We start from the raw sequence: 13834 nt of genomic DNA on the forward strand, positions 1-13834 counted from the left end.
ATAAGCGGCCGCCGAACTGTGGTCGGCGTTAATCGTTATGTTCGCCCCCGCATTGGACGCTGTCTGTTGCCCCACGACGCCACCCTGTACCGCCTGTCTGGCAGCTCGCGAGTCCCGCTCTCGCTTGAACTGGACGCCGCTCGCCATCCCCGCCACAATTGCCACCCCGAGGAGAAGCCACTCCCACCAGACTGCGCCGCCGCTCGTCAGGAAAGTACCCGCAAAAGTCAGAGCCACCGCCGAGATCACACCCAGCGTCGCCGAAGCCGACACCCACATCGTTCGATCCTTCGCTAGCCGTGGATTCCTTATCCTTTAGGGGGGTAGGGGTCCCTCTTCCCCACTGTGTCGGTGTTGCGGATCTGGTTGTTGTCTTTGCGGTGGTCGCGGACCTCGCCGCCGCCGCTTCGTTCGGCGAAACCGCGTGCGGCGTCGTGGGCTTCGGCTTGGGTGTCGTAGCGGCCGGCAGCGCGTTCTGCGCCTGCGCGTTTTGCGCTCCAGTCACCTGAGTCTCTGTCGTATTGCACGTCATAGTCAGCCACGTTGCTACTACTCCTTATCCGCTCGACTGCTTTCGTTGAGCAAGTTACTCCCGCAGTACGACATCGACGGTCTTCTCACGAGGCTTGCTGCTTTTCATGTTCGATCTAGTCGATGAGACTGCGTAGGGCGTGTGTGCTCAGTTTGCGTACGTCCTCACTGAGGTAGTGCTCGTTGACACGTTCACGAAGCCCGATGGCCTCGGTGAGCCGGTCGATTTCCAAGGCCCCGCGCTAGGGCGCGGGACGGCGAAGCGTCTCGGCTACCTCGTTGGACCGGGAGTGCAGGTAGTGCGCTCGACGGTTATCGAGGGGTCCTGTCACGCTGTTGCGGCATGATCCGATTCGGCATCCCACGCGGGTACGGATATCGGTGTGGCTCAACAACTGTCGGGCGGCCTTGGCTGACACGGTGGCTCCGAGTGCGGGTAGATAGATCCCGGCAGCGGCGCCGCCGCCTTGGTCTTTCTCAGGGTCGGGGACCTTGCGGTAGCGAGACATCGCCTGGGAGTGGTTGACCTTTTCGAGCATCGCCAGGCCGACCGAGTAGGCATCGGCGTGGCCCATGGCCAGTGCGGCGCGGCCGATGTTCCCCGACAAGCCCAAGGTGACGGTCATGCCGTGTTCGCGGAACTGCTCGAGCACCCCGAAGACGGTACGGATCTTGCGGATACCTTCATCGTCGCCGCCGAGCGGGGAAAACCGGATCTCGATGTCTGCGCCTGCGTATTCGGCGGCCAGATCAATGCCGAGGCGGTTGATGGCGGTGGTCGCCAGGGTGATGACCGCACGGGTGGGCTTGTCCTCACCGACGGCGATCCGGGTTCGTTCGGCAAGGGGTCGACGTTGAGGCGCGCCGTGCGCTCGTCGGCCACGTAGAAGTGCGGCGCGGTGATGTGTGTGCTCAGCTCAGGGTGCTTGTCGATGGTCCGTTTGACCAGGGCCGCGCGGACTGCGAGGTTGCCGGACATGGAGTCGATATCGTAGGGCTGACCTGCCCAGAGGGGGAGCTTTTCCAGGTCATATCCGGGGGCGGCGAGGCGCTCGGCGGCCGGCACTGAAGAACTCACGGCGCGGCGGCGGCCAGACCGTGATAGTGCCAGCGGACGCGACCAGCGCGGATAAGACCCTGATGCTGCACAACCGGGGTGCCGGACATCGATGAGTACCGCATTCCACCCTGAGTGAGCGCATTGCAGCACAGGTGTCTTTAAGATAGCCAGGGCTGGACCTGCTGAAATCAGGCGCAGTGGACGAGACCGGCCGTATAGCCCAATCCCGGTGCCGCCGGAAGCGAGGCGCTCGCTCTTACTTATGTCCTGATGTCTTGCTTAGCGACCTTGGACTGTTGATCTGCGGAAGTCGATGGTCAGATCTGCCGTGAGCTTGTCATCGACTGGTGCGGCAGTCGCTAGCGTCCTATCAGGGTGGATACCGGATGTAACTTGACGTATCTCTTCAATTAGCGCATCGCCGAGGACTTCATTGACCGGGTCCACGAAGTACGCATAGTATGCCTCTACAAATTCCCCAAAGCTACTACGCTCCGTCAATCCAAGCGTTTCGTACGATACATAACCCGGCACCGGGGAGTCACCTTCTCTCTGCCGTGTGCTCATTATCGGACGGATGCCGTCGCGTAGGAAGTTCGGCCAGAGAATCGCCGATTCGTTCTTGTGAAGTTGGTTGTCAATCCATGACAGCCGATCATTACCATCAACAATAATTATCAAAAGCTCAGTACGAGCATCCTGCTTCTTATTTAGTGCTTGATGAAATATCGGCAAGAAAGTGTCGTTGACAAGTCGCGCATCGGCGTACCGATAGATATGGTCATGAGAATAGTTCTGCCATCTGATGTTATAGATACGACTTACTCCCTCAGCATCTATAACTGTCTGTTTTTGGTTATGGTTATAGCGATGGGACATATCGGCCTTGAGCACGTAATCTATGACAAGGGCGTCGCTAGGGTTGTAGGTATCACTGAACTGGAAAGAGAAATCAGGTACCTCCGGCGCGATAAGTCTGGAAATTGGGTTCTCGAAATCAGCGAAAATGCTGACGGAATGCAGCGAGCTCTGGGGATCTACCACAAACGTTGATAGGAGGCTGTTAGTCTGGGCGTCCTCTATGGCGCGACGATGAGCGTCGTTCTTGAGAAAATTTTCCCATTGACGTACTTGCTGCTCGATACTTTCAGAACTTTGCACATCGGGTTGCGCGATACTTTCGACTGCCGACTGCCAGCGCTTCTCCAATGAGTCGAGGTTCTCGCGTATATCGTCCATGAGGGTGGGTGATGACTCGATCTTGTCTCGTATCAGCGCACGGACCATGGTGACGGAGTTGAGCAGGTAACGGCGCACTCCAATAGGCGTATCCTCAGCCTCGATTGAGCCCAAAACTTCCGAGAATTGCTGGATGAGCCGGATGACGGTGCCGTTGAGGATTTGGGTGTTCATCCATTGGAGCATGTCGCGTTTGAAAGTATTTGAGTCAGATTTCGCAGGCCAGGAAAGACGTCCTATCGAGTCGTCAAGTCGCTCATTGACAGACTTGGCTATCAGAATTTCCGGCTGTTGAACGCCCATCAGGGCCAACGTGAATTTACGATCCAGATCTTTCACTGACTCGATATCCGTGTCGCCGTTGCGAATGACCTGTATATCGGACCCAGTCAGTGGGGAGTTGTTTTGACTGGCGACGGAATACAGCTCGCCGCAGGTGTTTGTTGCCGTAAGCCCATACGCCGTATAAGTATCGCGTAAGTACTCCGCCAAGCGACGGGGATCGTCGTCATCTCGGTGGAGAGTAATCACATTGGTTCTACCGTCTGGATTCACATTGTGGAACCACAGCGAGACCCTGCGTTCGTCAGATAACTGATTTTCCACCCACACCAGGGAGTCGTCTTGGTGAACGATGATTATTAAAACATCGCCATTAAGGTAGCGGTTATCCGGGGGCGATAGAGTTTTGTCTCTCCATTTGAATGTGGTTCTTACCACCGTTTCGGCCATCTCGTAGCGGTTGAGCCCGTCATGTGCACTTTGTTGCCAGCGGACCCGATATACCGGATGGCCATCCGCAGCACCAGCAACGCGGCGTTGAATATGGTTGTAACGGTGGACGTAGTCTGCGCCAAGTTGTTGATTGAGTACATGCACTTCAGCGGTGGTCGGGATATTTTTACTGCGGAAACGCACCCAGTCGACTTGCGGCGATGTCAATTCCCACACGTTGTTCTGGCGGGGGCCGTCGTACTCGCTGATGGCGTGGATCGACTCCACGGGATCAACGGTGAAGCTATCCGAGGTGATCGGTTCAGTGCGCATCATTACGCCCGGGATCCGTTGCCCGGGGTTGAAATGGTCGTAAGTGGTGCGTACGGCCCGGGAGAGCGCGAACGGTGTCACGTTCAGCGCCACGGACAAGGGATAGAACTGTTCGTTGGGCACCATCATCTTGCCGCGCTCCCAGTTCGACACCATGGTGGCGCTGATGCCAATCTTCTTGGCGAGCTCTGCCTGGATAAGCCCGGCCCGGCGACGCAGGTCCACCAGTGTCAACGGGGTCTGCGCTTCTTCATCGAGGCTCTCGATCGGTACCTCTAGCTCGGCAGCAAGTCGTGGGCGATTGCGAGGCCCCGGGACAACCTGGCCCGCTTCCCAGTGACGCACTGTCTCGGCGTCAACCCCCATGCGCTGGGCAAGTTCTGCAACGGACAACCCCCGAGCCAGCCGTGCTTGCGCCAGCCGCTGAGCACTAAACCGTTTACTCATCTCCCCTGCCTCCTGGCGGCCCGACAACAAGATGTTGACGCGCACACCCCGACCAACTTATTATTTTGAGGTCCGGGTCGGTGACGGTCAACTTGGAGGCACACGGTAGGAATCAAAGACATTCGGCGCTGCTGCATTCGGCGCTCATCCTCACCGACGGCGCTGCGATCGCCGCAATTTTGATGAAAACCTCGGCCCTGCATGCCGAGGTTTTCGTGTACGACTCCCGGTAAGGAACTCGCAACGATGAGTTTAGTCATCACTGTTGTCAGGCGCAACGGCCCGGTCACGTTAAGGGACGATTCCTGATGCCGTGCTACGCGGTTATGCGGCCCGCCAGCATGTGCTTGACGATCAGGTCGGCAGCCCGCGCCGCGGGCGGCTCTTGGCATTCCTACCTGCCCGATTTTCGGGTGTGCACCGGCCAAAGCATCCTGCTGATGACTTCAGAATCCGTTGGGATGGTGCATATTTCGATGGCCGTGCTGTGGTGAGCATAACCATTGAACCTAGACGCCATGGCGCTGGCGCGTTACTCAACCAGGCGCTGGCGCCGACTGAACGAATCAATCGCATCGGCGCCGGCTCAATGATCGATGCTGCCGTGGCAAAGGGGCTGAGGCGATACTGGCGGCGGTCGAGACGGAAGCTAGCCGTCACCTTCGAGTTGAAGGCTCTACCGCCGACCCGCCGCCGCAAGCTAATACGGCTGTGCGCCAGTCAGGTGCTGCCGTGAATCCGATTGAGATCATGCAGACCGCACTCGATGAGCGCTATCCGGATGGCGGGATTCCTGACTCGTACTTCGCGATGTATACCGCCGATGCGACCGGACGGATGTTCGCGCGATTCCACTTCCAGGCGGACTCGCTGCTCGAATTTCTTGACCGAAAAAGCAGAACCGCGGCGCGCCACTACAACGCCACCGAGAGTCGCGACTTACTACAACTTATGCGCGAGCTGCTCGATGCCTACCAGGTTATGAGGGATTGCGGACATCCGTTCGAGATCGCCCACGCGTACACGGATGTGTTCAAGCGCTGCAAACAGTTTCTTCAGGAGACACAAGGCAGCTCTATCCCCGCGGACCTGCCCATGATCTCTATCAGCCGTTATCGGCCGATCTTCACACTGGTCGACCGACCCGGGCGCCGCCTGATCATCGACCGGCAAGCGCTACGCGTGATCGGGAGCGGCTCGTACGGAATGGTTTGGGAGTACATCGACCCGAACTACGGCATCAAGTTCGCTCTCAAACGGGTCAGGGCCGGTCGAGACACCGAGGTGCAACGGTTCCGTCGTGAATACGATTTGATGCGCCAGATGGACTCACCGAACGTTCTGCGCGTCTACGGCTACGACGACCAGCTCCACGAATACACGATGGAGCACTGCACGGGCACACTGCACGACTTCATCAGCCGCAACAACAGCAGGTTCACCTTCGCGCAGCGGCGCGACATCGCACTGCAATTTCTCCATGGGCTCAAGCACATTCACCAGCACGGCGTTCTGCACCGTGACCTCAGTGCCAGGAACATACTCGTGCAGGAGTACGCCGACCTTGCCGTAACCATCAAAGTCGCCGACTTCGGCCTGGCCAAGGCCAGGGACTCGGAGCTGACACGGACCCGGTCGGCAGTAAAAGGCACGATCGTGGATCCGAGCTTGGAATCGTTCCGCGACTACGACATCTCTTATGAGATGTACCCCGTTGGACATCTACTTGGGTTCATCTTCTCGGGGCGTACCGACCCGTTCAAGGCACCCGAAACAGTCATTCCGATCGTGAGACGGTGCCTAGACCCCGACCGGCCACAGCGCTACGCCAATGTCAGCGAGCTCATCGCCCACGTCGCCGCATTGCCCGCCTAAGCGTTGCCCCTGCCGGACGAGAGAACGAAGCCGAAAGTGCGACCCTAAAAACCGAACGTAGTTACCGCGCCATGTTGGTGAAGCGCGACAGGTGCAGCTGGTGCGCCACGGTGATGGTGGCCGTCGGACCGTTACGGTGCTTGCCGAGAATCAGGTCGGCCTCGCCACCGCGCGGATCGTCACGCTCGAACGCATCCGGGCGGTGCAACAGGATCACCATGTCGGCATCCTGTTCCAGCGACCCGGATTCACGAAGATCCGAGACCTGTGGACGCTTGTCGGTGCGCTGCTCGGGACCACGGTTCAGCTGACTGATCGCGATGACCGGAACCTCAAGCTCCTTGGCTAATAGCTTCAGGTTTCGGGAGAACTCCGAGACTTCCTGCTGACGGGATTCGTGCTTCTTACCGGAGGTCATCAGCTGCAGGTAGTCGACCACCACCAGCTTGAGCCCGGCCTTCTGGTTGAGCCGTCGTGCCTTGGCGCGGATCTCCATCATGGTCAGGTTCGGGGAGTCGTCAATGTAGAGCGGCGCCTCACTGATTTCACTCATCCGCCGTGCCAGCCGGGTCCAGTCGTCATCGCTCATCCGGCCCGAGCGCATATCGCCCAGTTTGATCTTCGCTTCGGCCGAGAGCAGTCGCATGACGATCTCGGTCTTGCTCATTTCCAGTGAAAAAATCACGCTGGGCAGCTGGTGCTTGATCGAGCACGACCGCATGAAATCCAGTCCGAGGGTCGATTTACCCACACCCGGCCGGGCCGCCACGATGATCATCTGACCCGGATGCAGCCCATTGGTGATCTCGTCCAGATCGGTGAAGCCCGTCGGCACACCCTTGGACATGCCGCCGGCCGACGCGATCGCATCGATCTCATCCATCGTGGGCTGCAGCAGCTCTTCGAGGGGCACGTAGTCTTCCGACATCCGCCGGTCGGTGACGTCGTAGACCTCGGCCTGTGCGCGGTCCACCACCTCGGCGACATCGGCACCCTCGGCCCCGGCGTACCCGTACTGCACCACGCGGGTCCCGGCCTCCACGAGACGGCGCAACAGCGCCTTCTCGGCCACGATCCCGGCATAGAACCCGGCGTTGGCGGCGGTCGGCACGGTGGAGATCAGCGTGTGCAGATACGGCGCACCGCCCACCCGGCGCAGCTGCCCGCGCCGGTCCAGCTCCGCGGCCACTGTCACGGCGTCAGCGGGCTCTCCCCTGCCGTACAGGTCGAGGATGGCCTCGTACACGCTCTGGTGGTTGGGCCGATAGAAGTCGTGCGGCCGCAGCTTCTCCAGCACATCGGCGATGGCGTCCTTGGACAGCAGCATCCCGCCCAGCACGGACTGCTCGGCAGCCACATCCTGGGGTGGTTGACGGCCGAACTCCTCCTCGGGAGGGGCAACTGGGCCGGACTGGCCCAGATCGTCGACTATCGCCACGGCGCGCTGGTCCTCCTAATCACATCAAGTCGAACACATGATCGCGGCGAGGTCTGACAAGTACAGTTCAGCCCGCGCGCCGCGGTAGACGTTAGATGTTGCTGGCGGCCCTGCCAAACGCCCCTGTGGATGAGCCTGGGCATGGGGTGTGGACTACTGTCCAACCCGGTGTTAGGGGGTTGGGGACAACCTGGGGATAGCTACCTACATTCCTGCACTTTTCCCAGTTGGCAGCCGGTGAACTAATTGACAGGACTGTGGATGGGAATCCGCCCGGCGTGTCGCATCAGGTTGCGGGCTCGGGCGTGTTCTGTTACCCCTCTCAACCCTCTAGGTTAACTAGAGGTAGCTTCGCTGGAGTGGCACACGCGTACAATACGTTCGCCAACAGATACGGCAACGGCGCCGCGGAAACCCGCGACGCCGTTGACCCGGCAGTACTTAGGATCGGTCAGCCTGCGGCGACTACATCCACGGTTATCTTGGTCGCCACACCGGCGTGCAGGTGCACATCCAGTGCGTACGAACCAATCTGCTTGATGTGCGCCTTCGGCAGGGTGACGGTGCGCTTGTCCAGGTTGGGTCCACCGGCGGCCTTGATGGCGCCCACCACGTCAGCGGCGGTCACCGAGCCGAACAGCTTGCCTTCACCGGCGGTCTTCACCGTCAGCTGAACGGCACCCAGGCCCTCGATAGCCTGCTTGATCTCGTGGGCGTGCTCGACACCACGGATCTCCTTGGCCTCACGGGCACGACGGATGTCGGTCGCCTGGCGCTCCGCACCACGGGTGGCAACAATCGCCAGTCCGCGCGGCAGCAGGTAGTTACGTCCGTAACCATCCCGAACCTCGACGGTGTCACCGGCAGTGCCGAGGTGCTCGACCTCGGTCGTCAGAATCAGCTTCATCAGATGTCCCTCCGGTCCTACCGCGTCGCCGAGCTGAACGGCAGCAGAGCTACCTCGCGAGCGTTCTTCACCGCGATCGCGATGTCGCGCTGGTGCTGAACGCAGTTTCCGGTGACCCGGCGGGCACGAATCTTGCCGCGCTCACTGATGTACGTGCGCAGCAGGTTGGTGTCCTTGTAATCGATATTCAGCGCCTTCTTGGTGCAGAACGCACACTTACGTGTCTTGACCGGCTTTTCCGGGGCAGGACGGCGCTTAGTCGTCTTGGCCATGGTGAATCTCTTTCTTTCTAGCTAGATAAGTTGTATCGCCCAGATCAGAAGGGCGGTTCATCGTCGGCCGCGGTGGAACCGGAGGCCGGGGCACTGCCCCACGGATCGTCGGCCGGCTCGCTGGAGCGGGAACCCCCGCCGCCGCCACCGCCGAAACCTCCACCGCCACCACCACCGCGCGAGGCCTTGTTGACCTTGGCGGTCGCGTACCGCAGAGACGGGCCGATCTCGTCGACCTCAACCTCCATGACGGTGCGCTTCTCGCCCTCGCGGGTTTCAAAGGAGCGCTGCTTGAGCCGGCCAGTGACAATGACACGGGACCCACGGGTCAGGCTCTCGGCCACGTTCTCGGCGGCCTCACGCCAGATATTGCACCGCAGGAACAGCGCCTCTCCGTCCTTCCACTCCGAACTCTGTCGGTCGAAGATGCGGGGAGTCGACGCCACAGTGAAGTTGGCGACGGCAGCCCCGGACGGTGTGAAGCGCAGTTCTGGATCGGCGGTCAAGTTTCCGACGACCGTGATGGTGGTGTCACCTGCCACGGTTCCTCCTCGTGTCTGTCAGCTGGCGTGGTTAACGGCAGCCTACGGAAGTCAACTGACTTCCGTAGGACCTCAGCGGGCTCCGGTACGCAGGACCTTGGTCCGCAACACGGACTCGTTAAGGCCCAGCTGGCGATCCAGCTCCGAGACGGTGGCGGGCTCCGCGACCACGTCGATCACCGCGTAGATGCCCTCGGCATGCTTGGCGATCTCGTAGGCAAGACGGCGCTTACCCCAAACCTCCACCTTCGAGACGGTTCCACCGTCACCGCGGATCACGTTCAGAAACGTATCCAGCGATGGAGCTACGGTGCGCTCGTCAAGAGTGGGGTCGAGAATGACCATGATTTCGTACTGACGCATGAGAAACTCATCACCTCCTGTGGTCTAGTGCGGCCACGGCGTATCCGTGGCAGGAGAGTCGCCTGCGTCGGCAACCGGCCAAGGCTACCGCACAGCCCCCTGACCGGCGAAATCAGACAGACGCGCGGGCGATATGCGGTGTGGGCTTACGCGCGCGCAGCCACGACGGCAGCCAGGCCGGAGGATTGTCGGCAACCCCATCGCACGGCCCGCCCGCCGGATCGTCCGCGTCATCACTGTGTCCGCGCACCAGGTCCTCGCTGGGGTGATAGACCTGGCGCAGCACCAAGGCGCACAACCCGATCACCGCGATATCGCGCACCAGCACCGTGCCGGTGAACCATTGCTCGGGCAACCCCTTGTTCTCCAAACCCAGCAGGTAGTACATCCGCGGAACCCAGACCAACGCGTCGACGGTCATCCACGCCAGCAGGATTCGGCGATGCGGCAACGCCACCACGGCAAGTGGCACCAGCCACAGCGAGAACTGCGGGCTCCACACCTTGTTGGTGAGCAGGAATACCGCCACCACCAGGAAGGCCAACTGCGCCACACGCGGGCGCCGCGGAGCCGTCAGCGCTACGTATCCGATGCCCAGACAGCAGATCCCGAACAGAACGGCCGATATCGCGTTGAGCACGACCGGGGGCTCCCAGAAACCCAGCGGGCCGTCGAAGCCCTGCCATCCGGTGAAGGATTTGAAGACGTTGTACAGCGAGTCCATGTCGTCGCCGCGGCGGGTGTTGAGCCGGAAGAACTCCCCCCATCCGCGGGGGAAGAGCATCGCCACCGGAGCATTCACCACAACCCAACTGGCCAGTGCGGCCGCGGCGGTCTTGGAGAACTCATGCATCTTGCCGCTGCGCAGACTCACCAACAGCAGTGGAAACAGCAGCAGCACCGGATAGAGCTTGGCGGCCACGCCCAGCCCTATCAGCACACCCGCCAGCCACGGTTTCCTGCGAGCCCACGCCCACAGTGCCGTCATGCTGAAAGCCGTTGCAAGAGCATCGAAATTCGTGAAGATCTGGAAGATCACGATCGGGGACGCCGCGATCATCACCACATCCCACGGGCGGGTGCGCGGGCTCAATCCCGCGCTGGCCCAGATGGTTACCAGCCACGCGAGCGCCAATCCGAAAGCCACGATGTTGAAGAACATCACCACTTCGGCGACGATGGGCAGCCCCAGTAGATCGCTGGCCTGGGTGTACGTCTTGGCCAGGGCCATCGCGGTGTACTGATACACCCCAGTCACCACCGGATACTCCATGTACCGGACCGCCGGAGTGCCGTCGTACTGAATCTTCTGATGACCGCCCGAGTCCGTCTCCAGCCAGCTGGACTTGTAGGGGAAGCGCCCCTGATTCAACAGCTCCGCGCCATAGAGCGGCACGGTGTCTGAGTAGCACAACTGGTAGTAGGCCCGGTTGTTGTCCCAATTGGCCACGCGCTGAGCACCATTGCCGGAACCACTCTGCTGCAAGCAAGGGGCCTTACTGGTCCACCCCAGGATGAGGAATCCCAGCGCGATGGTGAACACCACCCGCAATGGTGTCCAGAACGGCTGGCGCCCGACCAGGGCGTGCCCGCCCAACGACCCACCGATCACCTCGGATAGCTCGGCACCCATCGCATCGGTGCGACTGGGGAAGTCGCGATCGTCGGCACTGCGCAGGTCATCGGCGAGCTTCTCGGGAGACACCGTCGCACGGGATTCGGCCGGCACCTGCCTACTGCCCCGGAGGCGGCGGCGCGTCACCCGCCGGTGGCGCCGCCGGGCCCACCGGAATCGTCGTCGGGGGTCCCACCGGAATGGTGATACCCGGTGCGATCTCGATGGTCGGCTGGATGACCGTCACCTCGCCGCCACCGCCCGGCGCGGGCGCCGGAGGACCGTTCGGAGCCGGCGGCGGAGGCACGTAGACCGGCACACCGGCGTATCCGCCGATGGCGCCCGGCTTGGGGAAGGTCTCCTTGGTGGAGCCGTCCAACGCGCCATTCATGGTCTTCTGCCAGATATCCGACGGCAGACCGGAACCGTAAATCGGTCCACCCCAACTGTTTCTGATCGGCTTGCCGTCGTCGGTCCCTATCCACACCGCGGTCGAGAGCGACGGGGTGAAACCGACCATCCAGGCGTCCTTGTTGTCCTTGGTGTCGCCCAGCTGCGCGGTACCGGTCTTGGCGGCCGACTCTCGTCCGCCCGCCAGGCCATGCCCGCGGGAGTAGGCCGCGATCGGTTTCATCGCCGAGATCGCGTTGTTCGCAACATCATCAGAGAAACGCTTCTCGCCCGTGTTGTCGGAAGAACCCGCGTCGAAAAGCACCTGGCCGTCCGCGTTCACCACCTTCTGGATGAAATGTGGCTTGCGGTAGGTCCCGGACGCCGCCAAGGTCGCGTACGCCGAGGCCATGTCGATCACCCGGGTCTGGTACTGGCCCAGCACCACACCGTTATTCGGCGGACCGCCCTGACCGTCCTCGGACAACGTGTGCGAGACACCGGGGAAGTTCTCGGCGATACCGGCGGCATGCGCGGCGGTAGCCACATCGTCGGGCCCGTTCTTCAGCTTCAGCATGAGCCGGTAGAAGCTGGTGTTCAGCGAGCGCTTCAGCGCCTCGGCCACCGAACACGTTCCGCACGAAGCGTCCTCGCTGTTCTTGATGGTGATGCCCTGATAGGTCAGCTCCGAGCTATCCAGCTGGTAGCCCAGTCCGATTCCCTGCTGCAGCGCCGCCACCAAGGCGAACACCTTGAACGACGAACCGGTCTGCAGACCCTGTTGCGCGTAGTCCAGACCCTGGGCGTTGGAGCCGCCGTAGTACGCCTTGACCGCACCCGTGCGCGGATCCACGGACACCACCGCCGTTCGCAGGTCTGCGTTCTCGCCCTGCAAGGTGCTGTTGACCGCGTTCTCGGCGGCCTGCTGCGCCTTGGTGTCGATGGTCGTCGTGATCTGCAGGCCCTCGGTATTCAACGTCTGCTCGTCGATGTTGAACAGATCGGTGAGCTCGGCCATCACCTGACGCTTGATAAGCCCGTTGGGACCGGTGGTCGCGTTCTGGGCAGCAGCCTGCTCAGGCGGCACCGTTGCCGGGTACACCTGCCCGGCACGATCCTGCGCGGACAGTGCACCGATGGTGACCATGCCGTCGAGCACCCAGTTCCACCGGTTCGTCGACTCGGGCAGATCAACGGCGGGATCCAGGCGCGACGGCCGCTGGATCAGTGCGGCCAACAACGCGCCCTCGGACACCGTGAGCTGTTCCACGGGCTTGTCGAAGTAGGCCTTCGACGCCGCCGAGATGCCGTACGCGCCACGTCCGAAATAGATGATGTTGAGGTAGGCCTCCAGCACCTGATCCTTGGACCAGGACTGCGACATCTTCGTGGAGATGACGATCTCCTTGGCCTTACGGGTCAGACCGCCGAGGCCGGCGCGCTGCGCACCCACCATCGCGTTCTTCACGTACTGCTGGGTGATCGTGGAACCACCCTGGGTATCGCCGCCGAACATGTTGTTCTTGACCGCGCGCAGCAGACCCGAGAAGGAGAAGCCCGGGTTGCCGTAGAAATCGCGGTCCTCGGCGGCCATCACGGCCGCGCGCACATGCTGGGGCACCTGGTCGATCTTGATGTCGACCCGGTTTCCGTCCGGTGGAACGACTTTGGCGAGTTCGGTGGTGCCGTCGCTGGCCAAGATGGTGGACACCTGGCTGGTACGGATATCGCCCGGCTTCGGGATGTCGACCACCGAATACGCCAGTGCGAACGTCGCCAGCGGGATGACGATGGCCAACAGCACCAGGGCGATCATCACGCGACGGAAGATTTTCCAGCCGTTGCTCTTTCGCCTGCGGCGACGCTGCGGCGGACGCGACGAACCACCCGGCCGGCTGGAGGGGGGCGGCGGCTCATGTCCGTTGCCCTCGTCATCACGTTCCAGCGCCGCGCGAGCCGCGGCCACGGCATCCTCATCGCGCCGGTACAGCGGCAGATCCTCGACAGGGTCGAGGATCGACGTCGGCCGATCGTCCATGCTGGGGGTGCGCGGTGAATCCGAGCCGCCGGAAGCTACCGGATTCTGTCCGCCAACCACGCCGCCCTCA

General features: G+C 61.6%; 13 protein-coding genes. 3 read left to right on the plus strand and 10 right to left on the minus strand.

Annotation, left to right across the window (positions count from 1 at the left end; genetic code table 11):
- Window positions 1-308: 308 nt before the first annotated feature.
- Window positions 309-542 (minus strand): DUF2188 domain-containing protein, encoded by a 234-nt coding sequence (locus HBA99_RS24355; RefSeq protein ID WP_070951786.1) that lies wholly within the window; start codon window positions 540-542, stop codon window positions 309-311.
- 231 nt (window positions 543-773) lie between these two features.
- On the minus strand, window positions 774-1184 hold the full coding sequence (locus HBA99_RS24905; protein WP_234798065.1) for a hypothetical protein: 411 nt from the start codon (window positions 1182-1184) through the stop codon (window positions 774-776).
- On the opposite strand from HBA99_RS24905, the gene HBA99_RS24910 reads away from it, so the two are divergent.
- Window positions 1161-1418: a hypothetical protein gene (locus tag HBA99_RS24910; protein WP_234798064.1), complete on the plus strand. Its 258-nt coding sequence runs from the start codon at window positions 1161-1163 to the stop codon at window positions 1416-1418. The two genes, HBA99_RS24905 and HBA99_RS24910, sit on opposite strands and share 24 nt — an antisense overlap.
- A 452-nt stretch (window positions 1419-1870) precedes the next feature.
- On the opposite strand, the gene HBA99_RS24365 is transcribed toward HBA99_RS24910, so the two are convergent.
- The gene (locus tag HBA99_RS24365) at window positions 1871-4324 is read right to left on the minus strand and encodes a helix-turn-helix domain-containing protein (protein ID WP_131822820.1); all 2454 of its coding nucleotides are present in this window, start codon (window positions 4322-4324) and stop codon (window positions 1871-1873) included.
- Between the two features lie 80 nt (window positions 4325-4404).
- Between HBA99_RS24365 and HBA99_RS24370 the strand changes: the two genes are divergently transcribed.
- Both HBA99_RS24370 and HBA99_RS24375 read left to right on the plus strand, forming a co-directional pair.
- Entirely contained in the window at window positions 4405-4557 is a 153-nt protein-coding gene (locus HBA99_RS24370) for a hypothetical protein (protein WP_165615238.1), read from the plus strand.
- 499 nt (window positions 4558-5056) lie between these two features.
- Window positions 5057-6199, plus strand: a complete 1143-nt coding sequence (locus HBA99_RS24375) for a serine/threonine-protein kinase (RefSeq protein WP_070951782.1) — start codon at window positions 5057-5059, stop codon at window positions 6197-6199.
- A gap of 61 nt (window positions 6200-6260) precedes the next feature.
- Here the strand turns inward: HBA99_RS24375 and dnaB are convergent, their stop codons facing one another.
- The 7 genes from dnaB to HBA99_RS24410 form a co-directional block, all read right to left on the minus strand.
- Window positions 6261-7637 carry a replicative DNA helicase gene (dnaB, locus tag HBA99_RS24380; protein ID WP_030097637.1) on the minus strand — a complete coding sequence of 459 codons (1377 nt, stop codon included), beginning with the start codon at window positions 7635-7637 and terminating at the stop codon, window positions 6261-6263.
- Window positions 7638-8088: 451 nt separating this feature from the next.
- Window positions 8089-8544: a 50S ribosomal protein L9 gene (gene rplI, locus HBA99_RS24385; RefSeq protein ID WP_030097638.1), complete on the minus strand. Its 456-nt coding sequence runs from the start codon at window positions 8542-8544 to the stop codon at window positions 8089-8091.
- A 17-nt stretch (window positions 8545-8561) separates the two neighbouring features.
- Entirely contained in the window at window positions 8562-8816 is a 255-nt protein-coding gene (gene rpsR, locus HBA99_RS24390; protein WP_005064619.1) for a 30S ribosomal protein S18, read from the minus strand.
- 44 nt (window positions 8817-8860) lie between these two features.
- Window positions 8861-9358: a single-stranded DNA-binding protein gene (locus tag HBA99_RS24395; protein ID WP_070951781.1), complete on the minus strand. Its 498-nt coding sequence runs from the start codon at window positions 9356-9358 to the stop codon at window positions 8861-8863.
- Between the two features lie 72 nt (window positions 9359-9430).
- The gene (gene rpsF / locus HBA99_RS24400; protein ID WP_030097640.1) at window positions 9431-9721 is read right to left on the minus strand and encodes a 30S ribosomal protein S6; all 291 of its coding nucleotides are present in this window, start codon (window positions 9719-9721) and stop codon (window positions 9431-9433) included.
- Between the two features lie 112 nt (window positions 9722-9833).
- Window positions 9834-11426, minus strand: a complete 1593-nt coding sequence (locus HBA99_RS24405; protein WP_070952386.1) for a glycosyltransferase family 87 protein — start codon at window positions 11424-11426, stop codon at window positions 9834-9836.
- Between the two features lie 28 nt (window positions 11427-11454).
- Window positions 11455-13824, minus strand: a complete 2370-nt coding sequence (locus tag HBA99_RS24410) for a transglycosylase domain-containing protein (protein ID WP_046255357.1) — start codon at window positions 13822-13824, stop codon at window positions 11455-11457.
- Window positions 13825-13834 lie beyond the last annotated feature (10 nt).

The organism is Mycobacteroides chelonae (genome assembly GCF_016767715.1).
GTDB classification, from domain to species: Bacteria; Actinomycetota; Actinomycetes; order Mycobacteriales; family Mycobacteriaceae; genus Mycobacterium; species Mycobacterium gwanakae.